Below are 25,485 nucleotides of genomic sequence, written 5' to 3'. Positions count from 1 at the left end.
TCAGTTCACCACTCCGGTCATGACGGCTACGGGGACGGACACGAAACCGGCGAAGAGGACGAGGGCCAGCCCGTTGGCCAGGAACTTCAGCGTCCGGTCGCGTCGAGCGCTGCCCGCGCCGAGGGTCTGCGCCGCGCTCCAGAAGCCGTGCCGGACGTGCAGGCCGAGGGCGGCCATCGCCACGATGTAGATCGTGTTCCCGTACCAGGTGGAGAAGGTGGACAGGACGTTCTCGTACGGGTGGCCGGCCCAGGCACGTTCGTTGACGGTGAGCGTGGTCAGGTCGAGCAGGTGCCAGACGATGAACAGGCCGAGGATGACCCCGCCCCACCGCATGGTGCGGGTGGCGTAGCTCGCGCGGCGGCGCTTGTGGGCGTACTTCACCGGGCGCGCCCTGATGTCGCGGCGGCTGAGCTGGTACGCGGACACCGCGTGGGCGACGACGGCGGCGAGCAGTCCCACGCGGACGATCCACAGGGCCCACTCGTGGTGCAGGAAGGGCGAGCCGAGCGTGCGCAGCCAGTGGGCGTAGCCGTTGAACTCGTCCGCCCCGAAGAAGATCTTGAGGTTGCCGAGCATGTGCACGACGAGGTAGCCGAGCATCACCAGGCCGGAGACGGCCATCACGGACTTCTTGCCGACGGAGGAGTCCCAGATCGTGCGCGTGGTGGACGGCCGTCGATCCGTCCGGGTTGCCAGAGCCATGTCCTCGACGGTACGGACGGAGGCGCCGAAAGGTCCAAGACATGATGGAGCTGATATCGATAGAGGATGGCTATCGGGGCGTACCCTGGGCCGATGCAGTTCCAGCAGCTCCTGTACTTCGTGGCGGTCGCCGAGACCCGGCATTTCACCCGGGCCGCGGAGCGGGTGCACGTGGCCCAGCCCTCGCTCTCCCAGCAGATCAAGGCGCTCGAACGGGAACTCGGGGCCGAGCTGTTCAGCCGGGCGCGGGGCAACATCACGCTCACCGACGCGGGCGAGACGCTACTGCCGCTGGCCCGGCGGATCCTGGCGGACGCGGATACCGCGCGGCTGGAGGTGCAGGAACTGGCGCAGCTGCGCCGGGGCCGCGTCCGGCTGGGCGTCACACCCAGCATCTGCACGGGCATGCTGCCGGACGTGCTGCGCGCCTTCCACGACGCGCACCCGGGGATCGAGCTGCTGATCGAGGAGAGCGGCTCGCTCGACCTCGTACGGGAGCTCGCGCGCGGGGCCCTGGACCTGGCCCTGATCGCGCTGCCGCTCCCCCCTTCGGCCCCGGCCCTGACCACGGTCGAGCTACTGACGGAAGACCTCGTGGTGGTCTCGTCGGCGGACCGTCCGGCGCCCGGCGGGGGCGGCGAGCTGACCATCCGGGGGCTGCGGGACGAGCCGATGGTGATGTTCCGGCACGGCTACGACCTGCGTGAGCTCACGGTGGCGGCCTGCCGCGCGGAGGGGTTCGAGCCGGTCTTCACCGTGGAGGGCGGGGAGATGGACGCGGTCCTGGGCTTCGCCCGGGCGGGCCTCGGTATCGCAGTGGTCCCGGCGATGGTGGTGGACCGGGCCGGACCCGGCCTGCGGGTGACCCCGCTGGCCGGCTCCCCGCTGCGCCGCACGATCGCCCTGGCCCACCGCACCGACGTGGCTCCCCCGCGCGCGGCTCGCGAGCTGCAGCGCATACTGACCGGCTGATTCCGCCGCGGCGGGGGCACCGGCCGCCCCCGGGGGGAACTTGCGGTCACTCCGGGGCGGAAGCCGTGGCCGGGGCGGAAGCCGGGGCTGTCGGCAGGGTTCTGTCGAGCCCCTCGGCGAGCATCCCGAAGACCTGATCGGCCTCGGCCACCGCGGCCGCGTGAGCCTCGTCGGCGCTCTGCCCAGATGCGATCCGCCGCCAGTTCTCCCGGCCCAGCTCGCGGCGAACCGCCACCAGATGCATGGCCGCCAGGCGGGCGGCGAGCGGCGGGACGGCTTCCGCCTCCAGCACGAGGGCGAGCAACTCCACCTCGCGGTCGGTGTAGCTCCTCAGCCGGGTCTGCAGGCTGGCGGTGCTGTAGACCAGCTGCTGGAAGGCCATCACGTTCGGGTGGTCGCACAGCCCGGTGATCGGGTCCCGCTCGGCCAGCGCCGACAGGAAGTGCGCGTGCACCGCACCCACCGGCGTGCAGCCGGCGGGCCGTTCGCGCACGATGCGCGCCGCCTCGTCCTGATGGTCGGCGAACCGGTCGAGCAGCAGGTCCTCCTTGCTCGGGAAGTACCGGAAGAGGGTGGGCTTGGAGACCTCGGCCGCCGCGGCGACGTCCGCCACCGACACCGCATCGAAGCCACGCTCCAGGAAGAGCTCCAGCGCCGTGGCCGCCAGGCGGTGACGCGTTCGGAGCTTCTTGTTCTCGCGCAGACCCGTCGTGTTCTCCATGCGCACAGCGTAGCATGGATTCGTGACCGAGTTACTTTTGTAACCGGGTTGCTTTTTCTGTCGGGAGCCGCTTTCCTTGAGACATCGACGAGGAGAGGACAACCCATGACCGACGTACTGATCACCGGTTCCGGCCCCACCGGACTGACGCTCGCCTGCGACCTGGCGCTGCGCGGCTTCGCCGTGCGTGTCATCGACCGGCGCACCGAGCCGCACCACGAATCCCGCGGCAAGGGGCTGCTGCCGGGCAGCCTCGATGTCTTCCGGCGGCTCGGCGTGCTCGAGGCCCTCGAAGCCACCGGCAACAAGAAGGTGGTCCTGCGCAAGTACTTCGACGGCGAGCACATCAACGACACCCCCACCGAAGCCGGTCTGTTGCTCGGGCAGTGGCAGATCGAGGCGGCCCTGCGCGACCGGCTCGCCGGGCTGGGGGTGCGGGTCGAGTACGGATCGGAGCTCGCCGGCATCAGCCAGGACGAGTCCGGTGTGCACACGGAGCTGGCGGACGGCACCGTGATCGGAGCCCGCTATGTCGCCGGGTGCGACGGCGGGCGCAGCACCACCCGCAAGCTGCTCGGCATCCCCTTCGAGGGGAACGGCCAGGAGGAGCCCGCGATGGTCATCGGGGACGTCCGGGCACCCGGGCTCGGCCGGGACGCCTGGCACCAGTGGTTCACCTCGGACGGCGGCGGCATGCTGCTCTGCCCGATGCCGGGGACGGACAGCTTCCAGCTGCAGGCCTCGCCCGAGCGGGGCGAGCGGGGCGAGCCGGTCCCGCCCTCCCTGGAGAGCTTCCAGCGGCTCTTCGACCGCCATGCCCGAGTACCCGGGATCCGGCTCGTCGATGCCACTTGGATCTCGGCCTGGCGGGTCAATGTCCGGATGGCCACGCGGATGCGGGAGGGCCGGGTCTTCCTCGCCGGGGACGCCGCGCACGTGCAGCCCATAGCCGGCGGGCTCGGTATGAACACCGGTATCCAGGACGCGGCCGCCCTCGGCCGGACGCTGGCCGCCGCGCTGAGCGGGCCCGGCGGTGAGGAGGTGCTCGACGCGTACGAGGCGGAGCGGCTGCCGGTGGTCGCCGACGTCCTGGCCGACACGGCGGAGCGGTACGAGCGGGTCGTGGAGGCCGTCCGGACCCCCGGCCAGGGGACGGAGGTCGGCATGAACCGGGCGCAGCCGCCCGCCGGGGCCTGAAGCGGCCCCGGCCGGCCCCCGCCCCGGCATCCCCGCCCCGGCATCCCGGCCCCGGGGTTCCCGCCCCGGGGTTCCCGGTCTTGGAGCCTGGCCCCCGGCGGGGCGGGCATCGTCAGGAGGGTGTGGGCACGGCGTCCGAGAGGGAGAGGGTGTGGATGCGGTCGGGGGCGCCGGGCCGGGCGTAGTACCAGCCCTGCGCAGTGTCGCAGCCGAGGGCGCGCAGCTGGGCGGCCTGGGCTCCGGTCTCCACACCCTCGACGGTCACGGCGAGTTCGAGGCTGTGGGCCAGGGCGACGATCCCTTCCACGATCTTGACGTCGACCGGGTTGGCCGGCTGCTGCTGCATCCCCTGGGTGAAGGAGCGATCGAGCTTGAGGACGCTGACGGGCAGCCGCCGGAGGTTGGCCAGGTTCGAGTAGCCGGTGCCGAAGTCGTCGAGCGCGATGTCCACGCCGAGGGCGGCGAGCCGGCGCAGCGGTTCCAGGAGCTCGTCGTCGGCTCCTATCAGCGCCGACTCGGTGACCTCCAGGCACAATGCGCCCGGGGCGAGGCCGGACTTCTCCAGCACCGCCACGGTGTCGGCGACCAGGCCCGGGTGGTGCAGCTGGGTCGGGGAGAGGTTGACGTTGATCCGCAGGGCGGAGCCTCCGTGCTGGCGCTGCCAGATGCGGGCCTGGCGGACGGCCTCCTCCAGCACCCAGCGGCCGAGCGGCACGATCAGCCCGGTCCGTTCGGCGAGCGGGATGAAGCGGTCCGGTCCGAGTACCCCGTACTGCGGGTGCGACCAGCGCACCAGGGCCTCGGCTCCGTGCACGCTGCCGTCGCGCATGTGGACCAGCGGCTGGTACTCGATGAAGAACTCGCCGCGTTCCAGCGCCGCCGGCAGGGCGTTGGTGAGGCCGTGGCGGGTGATCGCGCGGGCGTCGGCCTCGGCGTCGGCGAATTCGAAGCGGTTGCCGCCGGCCGCCTTGGCCCGGTACATCGTGATGTCGGCGCTGCGCAGGACCTCCGCCGGGGTGCGTTCCTTGGCCCGGCCCTCGACGATGCCGATGCTGCCCCGGACCGTCAGTTCCCGGCCCTCCAGCCGGATCGGGGTGGACAGGGCGGTCAGGATGCGGATCGCGAGATCGGTGACCTTCTGCTCGGTGTCCGAGCCGGTGGTCAGGGCGACGAACTCGTCGCCGCCGAGCCGGGCCACCACCTCGCCGGGGCCGGTGGCGCAGCTCTGGAGCCGGTCGGCGACCTCGACCAGCAGCCGGTCCCCCGCCGAGTGCCCGAGGCTGTCGTTGACCGCCTTGAAGCCGTCGAGGTCCAGGTAGCACAGCCCGTAGCGGTCGCCCCCGGCGCCGCCGAGGGCCTTCTCCAGCCGCTCGAAGAACAGCGTCCGGTTGGGCAGGCCGGTGAGGGCGTCGTGAGTGGCCTCGTAGCGCAGGCGCAGGTTCAGCAGCCGGCGTTCGGTGGTGTCCTCCATCAGCGCCAGCTGGTACTGCGGCGTCCCGTCGGCGTCACGCAGCAGCGACACCGTCAGATTGGTCCAGAGCACGGTCCCGTCGTGCCGGTAGTACGGCTTCTCCACGCGGTAGCTCTCGCGCTCGCCGCGCACCAGCTCGCCGTACATCCGCCACACGTGCGGGGTGTCGTCGGGGTGCCCCCACTCGCTGACGTTGCGGCTGCGGACGTGCCCTTCCAGGCCGCCGAACATCTGCAGCAGGGTGTCGTTGACCTCCAGGACGTTCCCGTCGAGGTCGGCGATGCCGATGCCGACGGCCGCGCCCTCGAAGACCGCCCGGAAGCGCTCCTCGCTCGCGTGCAGGGCCTGCTGCGCGTCGGTGCGGGCGGTCAGCGCCGAGCGCGCGATGGCCTCCTGCTCCCTGAGGGTGCGCTCGCGCAGGGCCCGGGCGTATCCCGCCGCGATGGCGTGCTGGAGCCGGGCGCAGCGGGAGCGGTACTCCTCGGTGCCCTCCACGCCGGAGCCCTCGGGCCCGTCCGGGCCGCAGTAGAGCACCAGGTACGACTCGATCACGCCGAGGGTGCCGGCCAGGGCCTCGGGGTCGGTGCAGTGCACGGCGACGAGTTCCGCCCCCACCTGCTGGGCGACCGAGGCGTCGAACGGCCGGGCGTGCAGGGCCTCGGTGAGCCTGCGGGTGAGCGGCAGGAGGTGCCGTTCGAACTCGGTGCGGGTCAGCGAGGTCGCCGTGACCGGGAAGATCGCCCGCCCCCAGATCGTCGCGAAGCGGGCGATCCGGTCCTCGATGCCGCCGTGCGGGGCCGCCGACGCCCCGGTGACCGGTGCCGCGGTGGGCGCCGCGGCGGCCTTCGGCGCGCCCGCCGTCTGTGCCGGAAGTCTCACGCCTTGCGTCCCACGCCGCCGAAGCCCGAGAAGGCGTAGGGGTCTTCCGGCGACTCCGCGTCCGCGCCGTCCTCGGCCCGGTCCGGCCGCCAGTCGGGCATGGACACGAGGCCGGGCTCCAGCAACTCGAACCCGTCGAAGAAGCCGCGGATCTGCTCGCCGGTGCGCATGACGAGGGGGTTGCGGATGTCCCGGTAGACGCTCACGGTGCCGCCGGCGACCTCCTCGGGGAGCGGGATGCCCTCGTACGAGGCGTGCGTGAGGATCAGCAGGCTGCCGGGGGCCAGGGCGTCGCGCAGCTCGGCGACGGCGGCGTACGGGTCGTCCGTGTCCTCCAGGAAGTGCAGGACGGCGACGAGCAGCAGGGCGACGGGGCGGCCGAGGTCGAGCAGCCGGCCGACCTCGGGGGCGGCCAGGATCTCCTTGGGCCTGCGCAGGTCGGCGGCGACGATGTCGGTGTGCTCGTCCCCCGTGAGGACGGCGCGGCTGTGCGCGACGGCCACGGGGTCGTGGTCGACGTAGACGACACGCGCCTGCGGCGTGGCGGCCCGGGCGATCTCGTGGACATTGCCGAAGGTGGGGATGCCGGAGCCGATGTCGAGGAACTGGGTCACGCCCTCGGCGACGGCATGCCTGACGGCGCGGCGCATGAATGCCCGGTTGGCCTGCATGATCTTGGGCAGTCCCGGCATGAATTCCATGGCGCGGCGAGCCGTCTGGCGGTCGACCTCGAAATTGTGGGACCCGCCCAGGTAGTAATCATAGATGCGGGACACGCTCGGCACCGATATGTCGATGCCTGGCGGGGCCCAGGCGGGGCGCTCCATCGGGGTCTCCAAGCGTTGGTCCTGCGGTCGTCCGTGTGAGGTCGGACTCCTGTCCGAGCCGAATGTACTGATCATTTCCCAACAGGGCGAGCAAAAGCGGAAATTGGCGATCCGTTCTTCGTCACACACCAAAGGCGCCACCGCGCCGGGTGAGGGAATGACCGATACCGACAAGTCCCTTATGGGAATTGGCCGGCGGACGATCGGACCGACGACAGGAGCGACCCAGGACTGGCTCAAACCTTTCTGGTCGCCGGTCCACCCGTTCAGGCGAACCGGGGCTGAGCCTCGCGTGCCCGGGCGCGCGCGGCCCCATGCTCCCGGGGTGAACAGAGCCTGTGCCAGGCGCCTGCTGGCAGTCCCGGTCCTGCTGTGGGCGGCCTTGTCCGTCACGCCGGCCGTGGCTGATAGCCGCGCCTACGCGACGACCGACTCCGGCGACGGCCCGGCCGCCACCGTAGTGGCCGCGGCGGCCGGCGGCAGCGACAGGGGACGCGGCCCGCGTGGCGGACATCACGGTGACGACCAGGGCTCCGACCACGGGAAACGCCGTGGGGGCGGTCATGGCGGGGGCCGTCACGGCCACCCGCACTGCCCACCGCCGCCGCCCCCGCCGCCCTGCCCGCCGAAGCCGCCGCCGAAGCCCACGCCACCACCGAAGCCGACTCCCCCGCCCGAGCCCACGCCGCCCCCGAAGCCCACCCCTCCGCCGCCACCGCCGCCGCCGAAGCCGCTACCGAAGCCCGCGCCGAAGCCGGTCCTGCCCGCGCCTCCCCCGCCGAAGCCCGCTCCCGCTCCGCCGCGCGTGGTCAGGGCTCCCGCACCGCCACCACCCGCCCCACTCGCCCCACCGCCCCCACCCGCCCCGGAGGTGAAACCCGCACCGCCGAAACCGGTGGCCCGACCCGCCTATCACGCCGCGGCCCGCAAACCCGTCGAGCACCACATCTCGCCGGTGACTTTCACCCTGATGACCGCCGCTCCCGCGGTGCTCGCGATCGTCGCCCTGCGCTCCCGCTAGCGCTTCTTCCGCCCCACCAGTAACCGATATGGGAGTCATCTTGTCGGAATGGCTCGTCCTGTCCCTCGCGATGGCCGCGGCGTGTGCCGTGGTGCTGTCCATCGCCTTCTTCAACCACCGCAGGATCGGCGAGGACGACGATCCGAACGAGACCCCGGACGTCATCGAGTACATGACGATGATGATCGGGGTGATCTACGCGATCGTGCTGGGCCTGGCGATCGCGGGCGTCTGGGAGGGCCGCGGGGCCGCCCAGGAGTACGTGCGCCAGGAGGCGCAGGCCCTGCACGAGATCAGTGTCCGCTCCGAGGTCTACCCGGCCGAGGTGCGCAAGAGGATCCGCGCCGACGTCGACGCGTACGTGACCCACGTCGTGGACACGGAGTGGCAGCGGATGGCCGACCACGGCGAGCTCACCGAGCGCGGCGGGGAGCTGCTGGAACGTATCCGCCGCGACGTCACCGACTACGAGCCGCAGACCGACCACGAGGGGCAGGCGTACCAGCCGCTGGTCGACCAGGTCGCGGTGGCCGACGACGCCCGCAGCGCCCGCGGCTCCAGCGCCGGGGCGACCATGCCGGGGGTGGTGTGGTTCGGGCTGATCGTCGGCGCCCTGGTGACGGTCGGGCTGATCTTCACCCTGCAGATCAGGCGGTCGTTCCGGGAGATGCTGCTGGCGGGCCTGTTCAGCGCCCTCATCGCCTTCCTGCTCTTCCTCATCTGGGACTTCGACGCGCCGTTCGGGCGGGGCATCTCCGCCACCGCCGAACCGTTCCTCGCCCAGTTCCCCCACCTCGACCTCGTCGGCTGAGGGCCGCCCGCAAACCGGGGACGGGCCTCCCGTCCCCGGTTCGGCCTACGGCTGTGCCCCATTCGCCCGTTCCTGATCGCGGGTCACCGCACCCGGACCTAGCGTGTCGGACATCGAGGCGCACGACCCCCCACGTGCGGAAACCGTTCCGCGGCTGCTCCTCGGGGATCCGGAGAACCAACCATGGGTGCGATACCTACCTCCGCCACCGCCCTGCTCAGCGCCGGTGCCACGGGCGCCGTACTCGCGCTCGGCGCCCTCGGCGCGCCCGCCGCGACCGCGGCCGAGGACCGGCCCACGATCACCTCGTTCGGCTTCACCCTCACACCGTCGACCGTCGCCCCCGGGGGGCAGACGGCCCTCGCGGTCAGTCGCTGCAACGCCGCCTACGCCACCGCCTCCTCCGGGGTCTTCGACACCGTGAGCATCGCGCGGGGCCAGACCGTACGGGTCACCGTGGACCGCGACGCGCGGCGCGGAGCCGTCTACTCCGTCTCCTTCACCTGCAACGGCGAGACCGGCTCGGCCGACCTGACGATCGCCGGCGGCACCACGACACCGACCACGAGCTCCACCCGGACCGCCACCGGCGCGGCCGCCCTCCCGACCCCGTCCTCCGCCCTCGGCGTCCGCGGCGGTCTGGGCGGCAGCGTGGCGGGCATGGACCCCGTGGAGTTCGGCGCCGGCGCCGGCCTGTTCCTCGCCGCCGCGGGCGGCGCCGTGTTCGCACTGCGCCGCAGGGGGTCGGACCGTAGTCACTGAACCCGCCGGACATCCCCCGCTACCGCCGGTCGCCCCGAGTCCTGGTCAGGACTCGGGGCGACCGGCGGTAGCGGGGGACCTGCGTCCGGGGAGGCCGATCAGGCCCGGCTGCGGAGCGGACGGCGACGGCGCAGCACGTGGGCACCCGCACCGAGCGCCGCGGCGCCGACGAGGCCCGCGCCGATGGCGGTCTCGGCGGTGGACGGGCCGATGGACCCGCCGATGCCGCCCTGCGAGGGGTTGCCCTCCAAGATCGTGAAGCGGTGCGTGGCGACCAGGTTGCTGTCGTTGCACTTGACCGACAGCGTGTGGTGGCCCGGAGAGGCGTGGTTGAAGATCCGGACGGTCGCGAAGCCGATCGAGCCCGCGGAGAGGTTGGCCGGCGGAAAGTTTCCGTGCGAGGTGACGGTACCGCCGTGGCCGCAGCCCGCGGCGCTCACCTGCATCGTGGATCCCTGGTGCACGGAGTACGGGTTGACGGAGATGTTGCTGGGGCCGTTCCCACCCCCGTTCCCACCCCGGCCCCCGGGGTCCTGGTTCGCGGAGGCGAGTGGGGCACTGAGGCCGATCACGGCGCAGGCTGCCGCCGTCACGGTAAGAGCGCGCAAGACACGCATGGTGGAACCTCCAGCGGAAAGCGCCCCGGAGCGTCGGCCCCGGATGATCGACGAGAACGCCTCCCACGTCGAACCCTCGGGCGGACCCGCAACCTCCGCATTTCCGGCTTTGGGCCGCCCGGTTGAGCGACACGCCGAAGCACGGGAAATGCAACTGACGGATCCGCAGGTCACGACCCGTCAGCCATTTATGTGACGATTACCTGGATGGCCGCACCCCGTCCGGCTCCCTCCGGGTGGCGGCCACCCGTTCGCCCCCTCCCCCCTCGCCGTCCTGCCGACTCAGCCTTAGCGTGCGTGAAGTAGGGCGTACGGGGGCGGGACAGGAACGCGGGTCGGGACCCCCGCGTCGGGAAGGGAGAACGATGGGCGAGGACGAGACCGGGCAGTCACGCAAACGCTCACCGTGGGGCGTACTCGCCCTGGTCATGCTCACCGGCCTCGCCATGGTGCGAAACGGTGTGGCCGTCGGCGACGGACCGCCCCAGCCCACCGCGGCCTCGGCCGTCGCGGTGACGGCGGACCAGTTGCCGGCGAATCCACCGACGCCGCCGGCGGACATGGAGGTGCTGGAGCACTCGTCGGTGCAGCGCGTCCGGATTCCCACGATCAACGTGGACGCGCCGGTGATGACGGTCGGGCTGGACGCGGAGGGCTGGATCGACGCCCCGCCCCCGCAGGACCGCAATCTCGCCGGCTGGTACCTCAACGGCATCTCACCGGGCCAGCGGGGCTCGGCGGTGATCGTGGGTCACGTGGACAACGCGCAGGGCCCCGCGGTCTTCTACGGCCTGGGCTCGGTCAAACCGGGCAACCAGATCGAGGTGGAGCGGTACGACGGCCGCACGGCGGTGTTCGAGGTCTACGGCGTGGAGGTGTTCTCCAAGGAGGCCTTCCCCGGAGCCCGGGTGTACGGGGACACCGGGCACCCCGAACTCCGGGTGATCACCTGCGGCGGCGGATACTCGAAGGCCCGCGGCTACGACGGCAACGTGGTCGTCTTCGCCCGCATGGTGGCCACCCGCTGAGCGGGTGAGCATCCGCCGGGCGGCTCCGGCTCAGCGGGGCGGCAGCGTCGGGAGGGTCATCCGGTAGCCCCGCGCGAGCAGTTGGGGCAGGTACGAGGAGATCGCCTGGACGCTCTGCGAACGGTTGCCGCCCGCGTCGTGCGAGAGGACGATCACGCCGGGGGCGGCGCCGCCCAGGACCCTGGAGATGATCGTCGGGGTGCCCGGCTCCTTCCAGTCCAGGGTGTCCACGGTCCAGGCGAGCGGCTCCATGCCCAGCTCGGACCCGATCTCGAAGGCGGCCCGGTTCCAGGCCCCATAGGGCGCCCGGAACCACAGCGGCGCCTCGCCGATGGCCTGCAGCACGACCTCGCTCGTGCGGCCGATCTCGGAGGCGAGGGCGGGCCGGCTGAGCTTGGGGATGAGCGGGTGGGTCCAGGTGTGGTTGCCGATGACGTGGCCCTCGGCGACCATCCGGCGCAGCAGGTCCCGGTTCTCGGTGGCCATCTCGCCGCAGACGAAGAACATGGCACGTACGCCGTACCGGGCGAGGGTGTCGAGGATGGCAGGGGTGTAGCGGGGGTCCGGCCCGTCGTCGAAGGTGAGCACCATGCCCCCCGACGCGGCGGCTTCGGCGGGGAGTTCCAGGATGGGCCGGGTCCGTACGGCCGGCTTGACGGCGGCCGGCCGCATCGGCTCCTCGGCGGTCATGGGTCGCAGCCGGTACGACTTCTCGGGCAGTGCCTGCGCCCGCAGCCCCGGTGCACCGGCCGCGGGCCGCGCCCCGGGGCCGGCCTGCGGCCCGGTCCCGCCGCCCGCTCCGGGTCCGGGTCCGGGTCCGGGAGCGCCGTCCTCACCACCCACGCTGAGCAGTCCGGAGGCGGCGGCGACTCCGAGGAAGACGGCGGTACGCAGGACCGCGCGCCGCCCTACTGTCGGCTCGTCATTTTTCATTATTACTACGTATCAACGACGTGGCCGAAGTTGTCGAGAGGCGCGGAAGCACCCTCTGCCCCTCACCCGGTCGGCCCACGCGGCACAATCCGCCGGCGCCCCGGGCGCCGGCGCCGCGGCCGGGGCGCCCCCGGCCTCGGCGCCGGCTCAGCCGCGGCGGACCAGGGGGAAGGGGAGCGTTTCGCGGATCGTCAGGCCCGTCAGGAACATGACGAGGCGGTCCACGCCGATACCGAGGCCGCCGGTGGGGGGCATCGCGTACTCCAGGGCGTCCAGGAAGTCGTTGTCGAGCTCCATGGCCTCCGGGTCGCCGCCTGCCGCGAGCAGGGACTGGGCGGTGAGGCGGCGGCGCTGTTCGACCGGGTCGGTCAGCTCCGAGTAGGCGGTGCCCAGTTCGGTACCGAAGGCCACCAGGTCCCAGCGCTCGGCGAGCCGGGGGTCCCGGCGGTGCTGGCGGGTGAGCGGGGAGACGTCGGTGGGGAAGTCCTTGTAGAAGGTGGGCAGCTTGGTGCGCTCCTCGACGAGGCGCTCGTACATCTCCAGCACGACGTCGCCGCGGGTGTCCTCGGGGGCGTGCGGGACGGACGCGCGGTCGCACAGCCTGCGCAGGACGTGTTCCTCGGTGTCGGCGTCCACCTCCTCCCCGAGTGCCTCGCCGATGGCCCCGTACATGGTCTTGACCGGCCAGGTTCCGGAGATGTCGTGGACGACGAGCTTCCCGTCCGGCCCCGCCTTGTGCGCGATGGGCGAGCCGAAGGCGGCGGTCGCGGCGCCCTGGATCAGCTCGCGGGTGAGGTCGAGCATCACGTCGTAGTCGGCGAAGGCCTGATAGGCCTCCAGCATCGTGAACTCGGGGTTGTGCTTGTAGGAGACGCCCTCGTTGCGGAAGGTGCGGCCCATCTCGAAGACCTTCTCCATGCCGCCGACGCAGAGCCGCTTGAGGTAGAGCTCGGGCGCGATGCGCAGGTACAGGTCGAGGTCGTAGGCGTTGATGTGGGTGCGGAAGGGCCGGGCGTTGGCGCCGCCGTGGATCTGCTGGAGCATCGGGGTCTCGACCTCCAGGTAGCCGCGGTCGAGGAGTCCCTGGCGCAGGGCCTGGACCGCGCTGGAGCGGGCCCGTACGACGTCGCGCGCCTCGGGGCTCGCGACGAGGTCGAGGTAGCGGCGCCGGACCCGGGCCTCCGGGTCGGCGAGACCCTTGCGCTTGTCGGGGAGGGGGCGCAGGCACTTGCCGGTGAGCTGCCAGGAGCGGACCACGAGGGACAGTTCACCGGCCTTGCTGGCGCCGACCTCACCGCTGACGAGCACGTGGTCGCCGAAGTCGACCTGGGAGGTGAACGAGTCCAGTACGCCGGCGCCGGCCTCGTCCCGGGTCAGCATCAGCTGGATGTCGCCGGACCAGTCGCGCAGGACGGCGAAGACCACTCCGCCGAGGTCGCGTACGAGCATCACGCGCCCGGCGAGCGTGGCCTCTGCACCGGTACGGGCGCCGGGCGGGTGGCCGGGGTGGGCCGCCTTCAGCTCCAGGACGGTGTGCGTCCGCGGGCGGATGCCCACCGGGTAGGGGTCGGTGCCCGTGGCCCGGATGCGGTCCAGTTTGGCGTGGCGGACGCGGACCTGCTCGGGCAGCCGCTCGGCCGGGGCACCCGCGGTCTCCTGCTCCACCGCGTCCAGGCCGAGGGATTCGATCGAGGGCAGTCCCTCGGTGGAGGCGATGGCGGTGAGGCCCTTGGGATGGCCGTTGCCCCACAGGGTGCGCAGGCTGGGTACGGAGACGAAGCCCTCGGCGATACCGGAGGCGAGGCTGACCCGGGCGAGCGAGCCGGCGTCCTGGTAGCAGAGGAACCGCGGGTACCACTCGGGGTTGTACTTGACGTTCGAGCGGTACAACGCCTCCAGCTGCCACCAGCGCGAGAAGAACAGCAGGAGCCTGCGCCACAGCTTCAGCACGGGCCCGGCGCCGATCCGGCCGCCCTCCTCGAAGGCGGAGCGGAAGACGGCGAAGTTCAGGGAGATCCGGTGCACGCCGAGGCCCGGGGCCGCGGCGCAGAGCTGGGCCACCATGAACTCCATGACCCCGTTGGGGGCGGTGCGGTCGCGGCGCATCAGGTCGAGGGAGATCCCGTCGTTGCCCCAGGGGACGAAGGAGAGCAGGGCGATCAGCTCTCCCTTGTCGTCGAAGGCCTCGACCAGCAGGCAGTCCCCGTCGGCGCGGTCGCCGAGCCGGTCCAGGGCCATGGAGAAGCCGCGTTCGGTCTCGGTGTCGCGCCATTTGTCGGCGCTCTCCACGATCATCTGCATCTCGTCCTCGGAGAGGGCGGAGTGGCGGCGGATGACGGTGGTGGCCCCGGTGCGCCTGACCCGGTTGACGGCCTGGCGGGTGACGCGCATGTCGCGGCCGTCGAGGTCGAAGTGGGCCACGTGCAGGATGGCCTCGTCGCCGAGTTGCAGGGCGCCGAGTCCGGAGCGGGCGTAGGCGGTGGCGCCGTCCTCGGAGGCGCCCATGACGGCGGGCTGCCAGCCGTAGCGGCGGGCCACGGCCAGCCAGGCGTCGATGGCGGCGGTCCAGGCGGCGGGGTCGCCCACCGGGTCCCCGCTGGCGAGGCAGACGCCGGCCTCGACGCGATAGGTGACGCCGGCCTTGCCGTTGGGGGCGAAGACGACGGCCTTGTCGCGCCGGGTGGCGAAGTAGCCCAGGGAGTCGTTGCGTCCGTAGGCGCCGAGGAGGGCGCGGATCCGGGGTTCCTCGTCCCCGTGCAGGGCGGCGGTCAGGCGCTGGGAGCGGAAGAGGGTCATGGCCGCGTTCAGCAGGGCGGCGGCGCCGAAGAGGCCGAGGAGGAAGGAGAGCGGGCGGGGTGGGCGGCCGTCGAACTCCCGTGCGGAGAAGAGACCGCCGAAGACCTCCTTGGCTGCCCAGTCCAGCCACTGGCCCTTGGGGAGGGTCCCGGGGAAGAGGGCGACGAGCGCCCAGCCCGCGAGGACGGCGGCGAGCAGGCCGAGGCCGAGGACGAACAGGGCGTGCCACAGGGCCCCGGGCCGGGAGGCGGCGTAGAACTCGTCGCGGGCGGCGATCAGCACGGCCAGCGCGGCAACCGCGATGATCATGGAGGGGACGCCGATCCAGTACTCGCCGACGGCCATTTCCAGCACGTCGTCGACGATCAGCAGGGCCAGATAGGTGATGACGATCCACCAGGCGACCTTCTTGCGGGTGCCGAGGGCGGCGGCCAGGAGGAAGAGGAAGACCGCGTAGGCGAGGTTCGCGCTGACCGGGACGACGATCAGGTCGAGGAAGCGCACGATGTGCCGCAGGAGGCGGCGCAGCGTGGGCGAGAGTGCGAGCAGGGCGCACAGCAGGCCGAGCGCGCCGAAGAACGCGCCGAATCCGTCGGGCACCCGGTTCAGGAAGCGGTTCCGGGTCCCGTGCTTCTCCTCCACGGTGGCACTGATGGCACTCATGGTTCGCACTGTAGGGAGGGCGGCGTCGGCGCGCGCGGCGAGCCGCCTATCCTCGGCAGGGTGACGGAGCACGTGAACGCTGCATTCGAACGCGGTACGGACGGCCCCAAGGTGATCCTGGCCGGGGTGGACGGGTCGGAGTCCTCACTGCGGGCCGCGGCCTACGCGGCGGGGCTGGCCCGGCGGCAGAACACCCTGCTGGCGCTGGTGTACGTCCAGCCGGTGATCGCGGCCGGGGCCGCGATGGGCGCGCCGGTCACGGACGCCACCGGGGAGATCGCGGAGGGCCTGGTGGCCGAGATCCGCGCGTCGGCGGAGCGGCTCAGGGGCATCTACGAGGTGCGCTGGCAGTTCCACACCTTCCGCGGCGACCCGTACGCCGGTCTGGTGAGCGCGGCGGACGAACTGATGGCGGACGCGGTCGTGGTCGGCGCCTCCGAGCAGGCGGGCCACCGCATCGTGGGGTCGGTGGCGATCCGCCTGGTCAAGGCGGGCCGCTGGCCCGTCACCGTGGTTCCGTAGCCTCCCGGGTCCCCAGAGCCTCCCCGGCCCCTCTCCGGCCCCTCCCCCGTCGTTTCCCGCTCCTTCCCCGGTCCTACTTGCCCATGGTCAGGCCGTCCTTGGCGGCGCCGCGGCTGAGCACGGCCTCGCTGATGGCGTCCCGGGCGCTCTCGTAGTCCTCGCGGCCGGGGCCCTTGGCGAGGGCGTCGGGCAGGTGGACGACCCGGCCCGCGGACAGGTCCATCATCTGCGGCACGAACTCGGCCTTGGTGACCTGCCAGCGCTGCCCGGCGGTGGCCGGCGGGGCGAAGGTGAAGCGGCCGATCGACCCGTAGTTGCCCCGCATGTCGCGCGCGCCGGTGTAGTTGAACATCTCGCCCGCGACCTGGTCGCCCATGCCGTAGACGATCCAGGTCCCGTTGACCTTCTCGTAGGGCTGCGGGATGTGCGCGTGGGTGCCGAGGATCATGTCGATGTCGGGGCGGCCGCCGCTCTGCGAGGCGGTCAGCGCCCTGCCGAGCGAGAGCTGGGTCTCGTCCGGTGCGGTCTCCCACTCCGTGCCCCAGTGCACGCTCACCAGGACCACGTCCGCGCCCGCCTTCCGGGCGGCCCGCGCATCCGCGACGATCTTGTCCTGCTTCATCGGGTTGACCGCCCACGGCTGGCCCTCGGGCAGCGGATAGCCGTTGGTGTCGTAGGTATAGGCGAGGTGCGCGACCTTGGCGGAGCCCGCGCCGTACAGGGTGACCGCGGCCGCCTCGGCGGCCGTGCGGGCCGAACCGGCGTGCTTCAGGCCGACCTTGTCGAAGCGGTCGAGCGTGCGGCGCAGGCCCGCGGCGCCGTCGTCGAGCGTGTGGTTCGAGGCCGTGGAGCAGCCGTCGTACCCGGCGTCCTTCAGCCCGTCGGCGACCTCCGGCGGGGATTTGAAGGCCGGGTAGCCGGAGAAGGGCCCGCCCTCCTCGCCGTAGATGGTCTCCATGTGGCAGAGCGCGAGGTCGGCACCGGAGACCACGGCCTTGACGCCGGAGAACATCGGCCTGAAGTCGTATCCGTCGCCCTCCGCGTCGTTCGCCGCGCGCTGGATGACGGAGGTGTGCGGCAGTACGTCCCCGCTCGCGACCAGGGTGAAGCCCTTGGCGGAGGGCGATCCGGCGGCGCTGGAGGGGGTGGCCGGTGCGCCGGATTCCCCGAGGCGGGCCGGTGCGGAGCTGCCGCCGGCCGAGCATCCGGCGGCGGCGGACAGCAGCACGGTCGTCAGGAGGGCGAGCACCTGCGGCCGGATTCGCGTGGTCATGTGCCCCACTCCCATTAATACGATTACCTGACGTGTGATCACAAGTAATCCATATAACTACACGCCGTAAGTCAAGGACCGGATCCGCAGCACAGGAGCGGACCCACCCGAACGGCGGACACGACCGGGTGGGGGCAGAGGGCAGGCGGCGGGGGCAGCAGGCAGCTGCGGTGACGATCCCTGCCGTTCGCCGCGCCGTTCGACCGTTCACCGACCCGCACGGCCGCCCGGCGGCCGACCCGGGTGCTTGGGCGCAACGCCGGGACCGGACGGTTCCGGGTCGGCTCCGTGCAGGTCAGGGTGGACGGGACACCGCCTCCATGCCGCCCCGCGGCCCCCCACGCACCCCGGAAGGAGCCCCTCGTGCCGCTCTCCCCCACCCTCCCGCGTACGGATCCCGAGGCACTGGCCGAACTCCAGCGCGACCACGGGCGGGCCCTGTTCGGATTTCTGGTCGGCCTCACGGCCGGGGACGCCCAGCGCGCGGAGGACCTCGTGCAGGAGACCCTCGTACGGGTCTGGCAACACCCGGAGGCCCTGGCCAGCGGGCACGACTCCATGCGGCCCTGGCTGTTCACAGTGGCCCGGCGGCTCGCGATCGACGCCCGGCGCGCGCGGCTGTCACGCCCGCTGGAGGTGGACCCGGAGGGGCTGGAGCAGGCGCCCGAGCCCCAGGACGCGGTGGCCGGCTCGGTCACGGCGATCGACGTCCGGCGGGCCGTGGGGTCCCTGGGACCGGAGCACCGCGAGGTGCTGATGCAGGTCTACTTCCGCGACCGGTCGGTGGCCGAGGCCGCCGCGGAGCTCGGCATCCCGGCAGGCACCGTCAAGTCCCGTACGTACTACGCCCTCCGCGCCCTGCGGAAGGGCCTCCACGGGTACGGCTACGACCTCGGCGCCTGACCTCGCCGCCCGCACGGAAGGTCGGACAACGCCGTGAATGGATGCGGATCGGACATAAAACGCGTCGTTTTCGGCATGAGAGCGTGCAAGTTGAGTAAACATCCCCCGCTCCGCGAGCCGCTCGGTGAAGGCTCAGGGTTGACGACGGGACGCTCGACGCGCGGGAGAAGGTGGAACGGTGCAGCCCGAGGGTAGTAACGGCACCAGTGACGGCGGGCTCGCGGTGCCCATGGCCTGGCTGTACGCCGAGTACATCGCGGACGAACTGCTGCGCACGGGCCGGCTGATCCCGGTCAGCACCCTGGAGTTCCGGGCCGGACGGGACACGCTCGCCCTGACGATCTACCTCTCGGACGCGGCCGGCGAGCTCTCCGGGATCCGGGTGGTCTCGCAGCTCGACGAGTGGCTGTCGCTCACGGCGTACGGACACCCCTGGCGCGACTGGGTGCACACCCGGTTCCTCGCGCTCGGCGAGGAGGCCCGGGAACGCGGCGACGGCGGGGACCCCGACCTGGAACTGGCCCGGGCGGCGTGGCGGTGGCTGGACGGCACCGAGCTGTTCGCCACCAACCTCGACCCCGGCAGGCCCGACCACGCCGACCTCCCGCCCGGCCTGGACGAGAACGCGCGCGTATGGACCCCTGCCTGGCAACTCGGTCTTCCGCTGGGCCACTTGGCGATGCACCTGTTCTGACCGGGGCGCACCCGGGCGCCGCCGCCCGGACCGAGGAGGCTGAACTCACACCTGCCCCATGGTCGAATCCCGCCCCTGTCGCGTAAGGTTCACATTGGATGAGGACCTATTACCACCCAAGGGGCGGGCGGCGATGTCGGACAGCAGGATCAGTGGGCTCGTGCGGATGTGGATCGACGGCTGGACCGTCTCCCGCGGCAGCTCGGACCCGATCGACGAGCCGTGGGGGTGGACGATCGACGTCGGGCAGTCCAGGCACGTCGCCCGGCACGTGCTGCCTGAACCCTCCGAGGGCGATGTGCGCAAGATCGTCGCAGCGACGAGCGCGCCCGGGACATGGCTGAAGCTGTTCGCCGAGGACGAGACGGTCCTGCCCTGGGTCGGGCCGGGCTGGCAGCTCGACAGGCCCGGGTTTCTGATGACCTGCCCCCTGGTACCGGAGCGACCCGAGGTGCCGGACGGTTACACGCTCACCCGTTGGACCCGGGGCGGCGTCAGCCGGGTGCTGGTCCGCACGCACGCCGGTCACTTCGCCGCCCGCGGACAGATCGCCCGGGCGGGCGCCCATGTCGTGGTCGACCAGGTCGAGACCGCCGCCGAGCAGCGGCGCAAGGGCCTCGGCGGCCTGGTGATGCGCACGTTGCAGAACACCGCGTACGAGGCCGGTGCGAGGACGGGCCTCCTGGTCGGCACGCCCGAGGGGCGGGCGCTCTACTCCTCCCTGGGCTGGACCGTGCACGCTCCGATGGCCAGCCTCTGGTACGAGCCGTCGGACGCCGCACGGTGAGCTGGAAGGACACCTCCGGCCCCACCCCGTGATCCGGGCTCAGGCCCGGTCGGCCGGGTCCATCACCAGGCCGGTGAAGGCGGCCTCGTTGCGTTCCGCACGGGTGACGTACCACCGCGCGACGATCCACATCACCGGGTAGACCAGTAGGCCGAGCGCCAGCCAGATCAGCGGCCCCGACGCGTCGTGCGACAGGGCGAACACCAGCGGCAGGGTCCCCACCAACGACACGAGTGCGGCCAGTGCCCAGAGCGCCGCGCGCAGTTGGCTGCGCATGAGGGCCCGTACGTAGGTGGCCCCGAGGGTGGTCTGCTCGGAGATTTCCGAGCGGGCGGGGGTGTGCGCCGGCGCCCGGCGGCGGGTTCCCCGGGGGACGCCGGTGACGATCTCGCGCCGGAGCGGCGATTGTTGCTGCTCCTGGGCCATGGTGCGGAAGTCTACGCGGCACCCGCCTATTTGAGGAGGCGCGAGAGCCTCCGGTCGGCGAGCGGCTTGCCGCCGGTCTGGCAGGTGGGGCAGTACTGGAGCGAGGAGTCGGCGAAGGAGACCGAGCGGACGGTGTCCCCGCACACCGGACACGCCTCCCCGGCCCGGCCGTGCACCCGCAGTCCGCTCTTCTTCTCCGCCTTCAGCTTTCCCGCGGCCACCCCGTGGGCCCGGCCGACCGCATCGCGCAAGGTGCCCTGTACGGCGTCGTAGAGCTGGGTGAGCTGCTCCTCGGTGAAGGACGCGGCGAGCTTGAACGGCGAGACCCTTGCCGCGTGCAGGATCTCGTCGCTGTAGGCGTTGCCGATGCCCGCGATCACGCTCTGGTCCCGCAGCACGCCCTTGATCTGGCGCCGCTCGCCCGCGAGCAGCGCGGCGAAGGCGTCCCGGTCGAAGCCCTCGGCGAGCGGATCCGGGCCGAGGCCGGCGATGCCGGGCACCTCCTGCGGGTCGTGGACCACGTACACGGCGAGGCGTTTTTGCGTACCGGCCTCGGTGAGGTCGAAGCCCCCGCCGTCGACGAGGGAGACACGCAGGGCGAGCGGGCCCTTGCCGGGGCGCGGCGGCTGCGCGGGCAGGGCGTCCTGCCACCGCAGCCAGCCGGCCCGGGCCAGGTGCGTGACGAGGTGGAGCTCGCCGACCGGCACGGCCAGGAACTTGCCGTACCGGGCGGTGGTGCCGGCCGGCTGCCCCTCGAGGGCGGTGAGCGGCGGGTCGTAGGTCTTGAGCACGCTCACGGCGAGCGGGAGGACGCGCTCGACCACCCGCCCGGTGAGGTGCTCGTCGAGGTACTCCCGCAGGGCCTCGACCTCGGGCAGCTCCGGCATGGTCCCAGACTGCCGCCGCCTCAGGCGAAGCGCGAGCTGGGCACCGGGCCGGGTGAGGCGACGCGGTCGCGCGGTGCCGTGAGCCAGTCGGTGGCGACGGCGGCCACGAAGGCCCGGAAGTCCTCGTCCGGGTCGGGCGGGGTGGCGCCGTCGCCCTCGTCCGCGCCGGCGGCGGCCGCGGCGATGTCCAGGGCGATCTCCTCCTCGGGCCGCCGGTCGTCCTTCCAGGGCGGGGAGACGAACTGGCACAGCAGTGCGCTGAAGTCCGCGCTCACCGCGGGCGGATCGGTCCAGCAGGTGGCGTGCTCGGACAGGATCTGGCCGTCGACGCGCGCGTGCAGGGTGCGTACGAGGTCCGGATCGGCCGCGTTCAGGTCGTACGCGACGACGAGCGTGTCCGTACGGGCGGGCTCGTACGGTACGGCGGGCAGCTCCAGCACCCGGGCCGCGGCAAGGCCGAGGATCCGGTCGGACCGGCCCGGCAGCAGCGAGACCGTGCCGGGTCGGCGTCCGGCGGCCTCCAGGGCGAGCGCCAGCCGGGCCAGGCCGTGGCGGCACTGCTCGTGGGTGTCCCCGAGGTAGGCGTACCGGCCTGTCATCCCGGCGTCCCAGCCGTACGGGGAGAGGGTGCCCAGGAGGCCGCCGGTCAGGCCGTAGTGCCAGCCGCGCAGGTCGGTGCGGCCGAGCGGAACGGCATGGCCGGCCGCACTCCGGGCCCGGCGGGCCCGGCCGGTGCGGGCGAGTCGGCGGATCTGGCGGTCGTGGGCACCCGACCACTGCGGGTCCTCGGGGGCGGGCAGACCGTGGCCGACGCGCTCGGCGGTGTCCAGGTCCCCGGCCAGCAGGGTGTGGTGCACGAGGAGGTACGTCTCGGGCCAGGCGGGCAGTGCCCCGCCCCGGCCGGAGAGCAGCGCGGCGGCCTCCGTGTGCCGGTTCTCGTCCTCCAGAGCGGACACCAGCTCGGCGAGGAGCGGCCGCGAGTCGGGGAGCAGCCGGAGCGCCTCGCGCAGCGGTGCGACGGCGAGGAAGGCGACGCCGCGCTCGACGCAGGCGTAGCCGAAGTCGTAGAGGGCCTGGGGCTCGCCGGGCCGCTCGGCTGCGACTCCGGCGGCGCCGGCCAGGTCCTTGAACCCGGCGGCGTCGGCCAGGGCCCGGGCCGCCTTGGCGAGTTCGGGGATCGGCGCCGACCCGGCGTGCGGCCGCAGGGACCGTACCGCTCCGGGAAGGTCGTCCTTCTTCAGGAACCGGCGTACTTCATCTATGGCGTTGGTCATCGCCCCCGATCCTCACGGACCCCCGCCGCGCCCGCAACGGACTTTCCGGCGCGGCGGGGCTTCGTGGTGGGGTCAGCCGGTGAAGACCCAGCCGAGCTGGCCGCCGGAGGTCTGGCCCTCGCAATTCGTCGCGTTGGACTCGAAGAACTCCCGCTGCTTGCCGACCATGCAGCGCATCAGCGGCGCGCTGCCCACGCCTGCCGGCTGGCCCGGGTAGAACCAGCCGAGCCGGGAGACGTAGGTCTGGCCCTCGCAGTTCACGTCGCCGGAGAGGAAGTTGTCCTTGCGGACGACGCAGTGGTAGAGCGGCACCGTCCCCTCGCGGGGGCTCGTGTAGAGCTGGCCGAGGCTGCCCTCGACGCGGTAGCCCGGGGGGACGTTCCAGACGGTGCTGATGTGCTCGCCGTTCGGCCCGATCAGGCGGTTGAGGGTGCGGGTCGGGGTGCTCACCGCGGGATCGCCGCTGCAGGTGGCCTTGATCATGGCGTTGTAGTAGTCGCCGGTCACGTGCTGGAAGATCGGCCCCTCCGTCACCCGGCACTGGGAGCCGGCGAAGCCGAGCTCGGCGGCCTGCCGGGCGAGGTGGTCCTGGGCCGCGGCCGCGGCGATGTTCTGGGGGCCGCCCCCCATGCCGGTCAGGTAGACCACGACGGGTCCGACGTTGGCGGCGGATGCCGGCGCGGCGACCGTCATGGCGGCGGCCAGCGCGGCGGCGAGGGAGAGGAGGGAGGTGCGGAGGCGAGAGGTGCGGTGCAAGTCCTGACTCCTGGTCGTCGGCCGCGGCGCCGGTGGGCGCCCGCGGGGTGAGCGACGGTGCGTAGCGCCCTGTCGGGCGGCGCACCGCCATTCCACCCGGCGGTTGCGTGTAGCGGCCAGCGGTTCTTCGGCCGATCGGGGACGAAAAGCCGCCACGGGGGTCAGGTACGGGCAATCAGCGCGTACCGCTCGCCGGTGGCGGGTCCCGCCTCGGCGTCCAAGCCGAGCGGTCCGCTGTGCGGAGGGGACCTCCGGGGGCGATCCGTGCGCCCCCTTGCACAGGGCGGGCGCGTCAGGCGCCGACGGAGCACGACGCCGCGAGTTTCGCCCGGGCCCGCTCCACCATCCGGGCAGCCGGATGGTGGAGCGGGCCCGGCACCCCGCAGCGGACGTCGCCCCCGCCGGGAAGCCGCGATTCTCCAACCCGGGTCCGCCCCGTCACGGACCGGTGCCGCAGGCCGGGCCCGGCCGGGCCGCAGGCACGGGGTGGGGTCAGCCCATGATGAATTCGCACCAGACGCATTTGCCGCCGCCCCGCGGCTCAACGCCCCAGACGTCCGCCAGGCGGTCCACCAGCATCAGGCCGCGGCCCGAGACGCCCGACTCGCCCGCCTCGCGGCGGCGCGGCAGGGCGCTGGAGCGGTCCTCGACCTCCACCCGGAGTCTGCGCTGGGGGCCCGCCAGGACCCGTAGGGTCACGATCGCCGGGCCGTCGGTGTGCATCAGGGCGTTCACGATCAGTTCGTCCGCGACCAGTTCGATCTCGTCGGCCCGTTCCCGCGCGCCCCACGCGCGCACCGCCGCACCGATCATGTGCCGGGCGGCCACCAGAGCCTCCGGGTCGCCCGGTGCCACGTGCTGCTGGAGGCGGCCGCCGCCCTCCGGGGCGGCCACCACATGGCGGCGCAGCAGGAGCAGCGCCATGTCGTCGTCCCCGCCGCGTTCGTCGGCGAGCTCGACCAGCCGGTCCGCCAGGAGTTGCGGGTCCGCCGGTCCGCCACGGACGTGGGAGCCGAGGAGCTGGATCCCGTCGTCGAGGTCGGCGCCGGGCTGTTCCACCAGGCCGTCCGTGCACAGCAGGAGCGTTTCGCCCGGGTCCAGTTCCACCGTGGTCACCGGGTACTCCAGGCGGCCGAACTCCGCCGAGAGGCCGAGCGGCATCCCGCCGCTCACCGGCAGCCGGTGGCAGTCCCCGTCGCGGGTGCGCAGCAGCGGGTCGATGTGGCCCGCCCGCACCAGCTGGAGCACGCCCGTCGAGAGGTCGGCCTCCACGTACGTGCACGTCGCGAACCGGTCGGTGTCCAGCTCGTGCAGGAAGACGGAGGCCCGGGCCATGACCGTGCCGGGCGAGTGCCCCTCGGCGGCGTACGCGCGCAGCACGATCCGCAGCTGGCCCATGACCGCCGCCGCGTGCGTGTCGTGGCCCTGGACGTCGCCGATGACCGCGCCGACCCGGCCGCCGGGCAGCGGGATGACGTCGTACCAGTCGCCGCCGATGTCCCGGCCCATCCGGGCGGAGCGGTAGCGTACGGCGATCTCCCCACCGGACACCGACGGGATCCGCCGCGGCAGCATGGCCTGCTGCAGGCTCTCGGCCAGGTCGTGCTCCTGCTCCAGCAGCATCGCCCGCTGGAGACTCTGCGCGATGCTGCTGCCCAGGGCGACGAGCAGGTTGCGTTCCTCCTGGGTGAAGCCGTCCTTGTCCTGGTAGAGCAGTCCGATCGCGCCGATCGGGCGGGCCTGCGCGATGAGCGGGAGATAGGCGGCCGCCGAGATCCGCATGTACGAGATCTTCTCCCAGAGCCCGGGGTAGTCCCGGGCGAACTCCTGCGCCGAATTCAGGAAGCGCGGCTCCAGCGAGCGGACGACCTCGCTCATCGGGTACTGCTCGTCGATGCGGGTGTAGCGGGTGCCGGGGACGAAGCTGTCCTCCGGCCCCTCGGCGACCAGGTGGATCCGGCCGGCCTCGACGAGGCCCATCACCATGCCCATCGAGCCGAGCCGTTCCAGGCCGTGGGCGTCGCCGATGACGTCGATGACGTCCCGCACGGTGCGGGCGTGCGCGAGGGCGGCGGTGGTGGACTCGACCACCGATGTCTGGCGGCGCCGTTCCTCGTCCAGGCCGAGCCGCTCCGCCGAGTGGCTGAGCTCGTCGGTGGCGTCCCGGACGATGCCGATGATCCGGTACGGGCGTCCGTCCCGGCCGCGCATGACGCGGCCCTGGGTGTGCGTCCAGCGCAGCCGCCCGTCGTGGCAGCGGATGCGGAAGTAGGCGCCGTAGCTGTCCTCGCCGCTCTTGAGGGCGGAGGCGACGAGGGCGTCGAGGCGGTGCCCCTCCGTGGAAGGGACGCGCGGGCTGAGGGATGCCGGCCGGCCGTCGTACTCGCCGGGGGTCGTGTCGAAGACGTCGAGGGCGGCTTCGTCCATGTGCATGAGACCGGTGACCAGGTCCCAGTCGAAACTGCCCATGCGGTTCAGCGACAGCGACCGGTCCGGGTGTGCGGGCCAGTCGTCCGGCAGCGATACGGTGGTCGGCACCGATCCACCATGACACACGGGC

23 protein-coding genes are annotated in these 25,485 nt (G+C 72.6%); 10 read left to right on the top strand and 13 right to left on the bottom strand.

What is annotated here, in order from left to right:
- Nucleotides 1–705 carry a succinate dehydrogenase gene (locus IE257_RS14830; protein WP_189968688.1) on the bottom strand — a complete coding sequence of 235 codons (705 nt, stop codon included), beginning with the start codon at nucleotides 703–705 and terminating at the stop codon, nucleotides 1–3.
- Nucleotides 706–798: 93 nt separating this feature from the next.
- Here IE257_RS14830 and IE257_RS14825 point away from each other — a divergent pair, with 93 nt between their 5' ends.
- On the top strand, nucleotides 799–1,677 hold the full coding sequence (locus IE257_RS14825) for a LysR family transcriptional regulator (RefSeq protein WP_189968686.1): 879 nt from the start codon (nucleotides 799–801) through the stop codon (nucleotides 1,675–1,677).
- A 46-nt stretch (nucleotides 1,678–1,723) separates the two neighbouring features.
- Here IE257_RS14825 and IE257_RS14820 read toward each other — a convergent pair whose 3' ends face one another.
- Nucleotides 1,724–2,398, bottom strand: coding sequence for a TetR/AcrR family transcriptional regulator (locus IE257_RS14820; RefSeq protein ID WP_189968684.1), 675 nt, complete (start codon nucleotides 2,396–2,398; stop codon nucleotides 1,724–1,726).
- Nucleotides 2,399–2,503: 105 nt separating this feature from the next.
- On the opposite strand from IE257_RS14820, the gene IE257_RS14815 reads away from it, so the two are divergent.
- A complete protein-coding gene (locus IE257_RS14815; RefSeq protein ID WP_189968682.1) occupies nucleotides 2,504–3,595 on the top strand; it encodes an FAD-dependent monooxygenase in 1,092 nt (363 codons plus the stop codon).
- A gap of 112 nt (nucleotides 3,596–3,707) precedes the next feature.
- Here the strand turns inward: IE257_RS14815 and IE257_RS14810 are convergent, their stop codons facing one another.
- Together IE257_RS14810 and IE257_RS14805 are read right to left on the bottom strand one after the other, a co-directional pair.
- A complete protein-coding gene (locus IE257_RS14810; RefSeq protein WP_308277843.1) occupies nucleotides 3,708–5,945 on the bottom strand; it encodes a putative bifunctional diguanylate cyclase/phosphodiesterase in 2,238 nt (745 codons plus the stop codon).
- Nucleotides 5,942–6,772: an SAM-dependent methyltransferase gene (locus IE257_RS14805; protein WP_189969214.1), complete on the bottom strand. Its 831-nt coding sequence runs from the start codon at nucleotides 6,770–6,772 to the stop codon at nucleotides 5,942–5,944. The genes IE257_RS14810 and IE257_RS14805 overlap by 4 nt, the downstream gene beginning before the upstream one ends.
- 895 nt (nucleotides 6,773–7,667) lie before the next feature.
- On the opposite strand from IE257_RS14805, the gene IE257_RS38915 reads away from it, so the two are divergent.
- The 3 genes from IE257_RS38915 to IE257_RS14795 all read left to right on the top strand — a co-directional run bounded on the left by IE257_RS38915 (nucleotide 7,668) and on the right by IE257_RS14795 (nucleotide 9,366).
- On the top strand, nucleotides 7,668–7,793 hold the full coding sequence (locus IE257_RS38915) for a hypothetical protein (protein ID WP_268251405.1): 126 nt from the start codon (nucleotides 7,668–7,670) through the stop codon (nucleotides 7,791–7,793).
- Between the two features lie 40 nt (nucleotides 7,794–7,833).
- Nucleotides 7,834–8,604 carry a bestrophin-like domain gene (locus tag IE257_RS14800; RefSeq protein ID WP_189968680.1) on the top strand — a complete coding sequence of 257 codons (771 nt, stop codon included), beginning with the start codon at nucleotides 7,834–7,836 and terminating at the stop codon, nucleotides 8,602–8,604.
- Nucleotides 8,605–8,787: 183 nt separating this feature from the next.
- Nucleotides 8,788–9,366 carry a hypothetical protein gene (locus IE257_RS14795; protein WP_189968678.1) on the top strand — a complete coding sequence of 193 codons (579 nt, stop codon included), beginning with the start codon at nucleotides 8,788–8,790 and terminating at the stop codon, nucleotides 9,364–9,366.
- A 98-nt stretch (nucleotides 9,367–9,464) separates the two neighbouring features.
- Here IE257_RS14795 and IE257_RS14790 read toward each other — a convergent pair whose 3' ends face one another.
- Entirely contained in the window at nucleotides 9,465–9,983 is a 519-nt protein-coding gene (locus IE257_RS14790) for a hypothetical protein (protein ID WP_189968676.1), read from the bottom strand.
- A 365-nt stretch (nucleotides 9,984–10,348) separates the two neighbouring features.
- Between IE257_RS14790 and IE257_RS14785 the strand changes: the two genes are divergently transcribed.
- Nucleotides 10,349–11,011, top strand: a complete 663-nt coding sequence (locus tag IE257_RS14785) for a class F sortase (RefSeq protein WP_189968673.1) — start codon at nucleotides 10,349–10,351, stop codon at nucleotides 11,009–11,011.
- A 30-nt stretch (nucleotides 11,012–11,041) separates the two neighbouring features.
- Here the strand turns inward: IE257_RS14785 and IE257_RS14780 are convergent, their stop codons facing one another.
- Both IE257_RS14780 and lysX read right to left on the bottom strand, forming a co-directional pair.
- Entirely contained in the window at nucleotides 11,042–11,944 is a 903-nt protein-coding gene (locus tag IE257_RS14780; protein ID WP_189968671.1) for a polysaccharide deacetylase family protein, read from the bottom strand.
- 147 nt (nucleotides 11,945–12,091) lie between these two features.
- Nucleotides 12,092–15,403: a bifunctional lysylphosphatidylglycerol synthetase/lysine--tRNA ligase LysX gene (gene lysX / locus IE257_RS14775; protein WP_229920367.1), complete on the bottom strand. Its 3,312-nt coding sequence runs from the start codon at nucleotides 15,401–15,403 to the stop codon at nucleotides 12,092–12,094.
- Between the two features lie 60 nt (nucleotides 15,404–15,463).
- On the opposite strand from lysX, the gene IE257_RS14770 reads away from it, so the two are divergent.
- Nucleotides 15,464–15,925 carry a universal stress protein gene (locus tag IE257_RS14770; protein ID WP_189968669.1) on the top strand — a complete coding sequence of 154 codons (462 nt, stop codon included), beginning with the start codon at nucleotides 15,464–15,466 and terminating at the stop codon, nucleotides 15,923–15,925.
- A 73-nt stretch (nucleotides 15,926–15,998) separates the two neighbouring features.
- Here the strand turns inward: IE257_RS14770 and IE257_RS14765 are convergent, their stop codons facing one another.
- Nucleotides 15,999–17,198, bottom strand: a complete 1,200-nt coding sequence (locus IE257_RS14765; protein WP_189968667.1) for a CapA family protein — start codon at nucleotides 17,196–17,198, stop codon at nucleotides 15,999–16,001.
- A 363-nt stretch (nucleotides 17,199–17,561) separates the two neighbouring features.
- On the opposite strand from IE257_RS14765, the gene IE257_RS14760 reads away from it, so the two are divergent.
- The 3 genes from IE257_RS14760 to IE257_RS14750 all read left to right on the top strand — a co-directional run bounded on the left by IE257_RS14760 (nucleotide 17,562) and on the right by IE257_RS14750 (nucleotide 19,582).
- Nucleotides 17,562–18,101: a sigma-70 family RNA polymerase sigma factor gene (locus tag IE257_RS14760; RefSeq protein WP_030389009.1), complete on the top strand. Its 540-nt coding sequence runs from the start codon at nucleotides 17,562–17,564 to the stop codon at nucleotides 18,099–18,101.
- Nucleotides 18,102–18,330: 229 nt separating this feature from the next.
- A complete protein-coding gene (locus tag IE257_RS14755; protein ID WP_189969210.1) occupies nucleotides 18,331–18,795 on the top strand; it encodes a hypothetical protein in 465 nt (154 codons plus the stop codon).
- 133 nt (nucleotides 18,796–18,928) lie between these two features.
- Nucleotides 18,929–19,582, top strand: a complete 654-nt coding sequence (locus IE257_RS14750) for a GNAT family N-acetyltransferase (RefSeq protein ID WP_189968664.1) — start codon at nucleotides 18,929–18,931, stop codon at nucleotides 19,580–19,582.
- 39 nt (nucleotides 19,583–19,621) lie between these two features.
- On the opposite strand, the gene IE257_RS14745 is transcribed toward IE257_RS14750, so the two are convergent.
- The 5 genes from IE257_RS14745 to IE257_RS14725 all read right to left on the bottom strand — a co-directional run bounded on the left by IE257_RS14745 (nucleotide 19,622) and on the right by IE257_RS14725 (nucleotide 25,481).
- Nucleotides 19,622–20,008 (bottom strand): hypothetical protein, encoded by a 387-nt coding sequence (locus IE257_RS14745; protein WP_189968663.1) that lies wholly within the window; start codon nucleotides 20,006–20,008, stop codon nucleotides 19,622–19,624.
- A 26-nt stretch (nucleotides 20,009–20,034) separates the two neighbouring features.
- Nucleotides 20,035–20,895, bottom strand: a complete 861-nt coding sequence (locus tag IE257_RS14740) for an Fpg/Nei family DNA glycosylase (RefSeq protein ID WP_189968661.1) — start codon at nucleotides 20,893–20,895, stop codon at nucleotides 20,035–20,037.
- 20 nt (nucleotides 20,896–20,915) lie between these two features.
- Nucleotides 20,916–22,169, bottom strand: coding sequence for a hypothetical protein (locus tag IE257_RS14735; RefSeq protein ID WP_189968659.1), 1,254 nt, complete (start codon nucleotides 22,167–22,169; stop codon nucleotides 20,916–20,918).
- 72 nt (nucleotides 22,170–22,241) lie between these two features.
- Nucleotides 22,242–22,925 carry a hypothetical protein gene (locus IE257_RS14730; protein ID WP_189968657.1) on the bottom strand — a complete coding sequence of 228 codons (684 nt, stop codon included), beginning with the start codon at nucleotides 22,923–22,925 and terminating at the stop codon, nucleotides 22,242–22,244.
- 492 nt (nucleotides 22,926–23,417) lie between these two features.
- Entirely contained in the window at nucleotides 23,418–25,481 is a 2,064-nt protein-coding gene (locus IE257_RS14725; protein ID WP_229920366.1) for a SpoIIE family protein phosphatase, read from the bottom strand.
- Nucleotides 25,482–25,485 lie beyond the last annotated feature (4 nt).

It is taken from the genome of Streptomyces avidinii (assembly GCF_014650695.1).
Taxonomy (GTDB): Bacteria; Actinomycetota; Actinomycetes; order Streptomycetales; family Streptomycetaceae; genus Streptomyces; species Streptomyces avidinii.
Note: the sequence above shows the minus strand (reverse complement) of the source record. Positions and strands in the feature narration are given on the sequence as shown.

Coding starts and splice junctions, on each gene's coding strand:
- IE257_RS14830 (WP_189968688.1), bottom strand. CDS start 705: ATGGCTCTGGCAACCCGGACGGATCGACGGCCGTCCACCACGCGCACG.
- IE257_RS14825 (WP_189968686.1), top strand. CDS start 799: ATGCAGTTCCAGCAGCTCCTGTACTTCGTGGCGGTCGCCGAGACCCGG.
- IE257_RS14820 (WP_189968684.1), bottom strand. CDS start 2,398: ATGGAGAACACGACGGGTCTGCGCGAGAACAAGAAGCTCCGAACGCGT.
- IE257_RS14815 (WP_189968682.1), top strand. CDS start 2,504: ATGACCGACGTACTGATCACCGGTTCCGGCCCCACCGGACTGACGCTC.
- IE257_RS14805 (WP_189969214.1), bottom strand. CDS start 6,772: ATGGAGCGCCCCGCCTGGGCCCCGCCAGGCATCGACATATCGGTGCCG.
- IE257_RS14795 (WP_189968678.1), top strand. CDS start 8,788: ATGGGTGCGATACCTACCTCCGCCACCGCCCTGCTCAGCGCCGGTGCC.
- IE257_RS14790 (WP_189968676.1), bottom strand. CDS start 9,983: ATGCGTGTCTTGCGCGCTCTTACCGTGACGGCGGCAGCCTGCGCCGTG.
- IE257_RS14785 (WP_189968673.1), top strand. CDS start 10,349: ATGGGCGAGGACGAGACCGGGCAGTCACGCAAACGCTCACCGTGGGGC.
- IE257_RS14780 (WP_189968671.1), bottom strand. CDS start 11,944: ATGAAAAATGACGAGCCGACAGTAGGGCGGCGCGCGGTCCTGCGTACC.
- lysX (WP_229920367.1), bottom strand. CDS start 15,403: ATGAGTGCCATCAGTGCCACCGTGGAGGAGAAGCACGGGACCCGGAAC.
- IE257_RS14765 (WP_189968667.1), bottom strand. CDS start 17,198: ATGACCACGCGAATCCGGCCGCAGGTGCTCGCCCTCCTGACGACCGTG.
- IE257_RS14755 (WP_189969210.1), top strand. CDS start 18,331: ATGGCCTGGCTGTACGCCGAGTACATCGCGGACGAACTGCTGCGCACG.
- IE257_RS14750 (WP_189968664.1), top strand. CDS start 18,929: ATGTCGGACAGCAGGATCAGTGGGCTCGTGCGGATGTGGATCGACGGC.
- IE257_RS14745 (WP_189968663.1), bottom strand. CDS start 20,008: ATGGCCCAGGAGCAGCAACAATCGCCGCTCCGGCGCGAGATCGTCACC.
- IE257_RS14740 (WP_189968661.1), bottom strand. CDS start 20,895: ATGCCGGAGCTGCCCGAGGTCGAGGCCCTGCGGGAGTACCTCGACGAG.
- IE257_RS14735 (WP_189968659.1), bottom strand. CDS start 22,169: ATGACCAACGCCATAGATGAAGTACGCCGGTTCCTGAAGAAGGACGAC.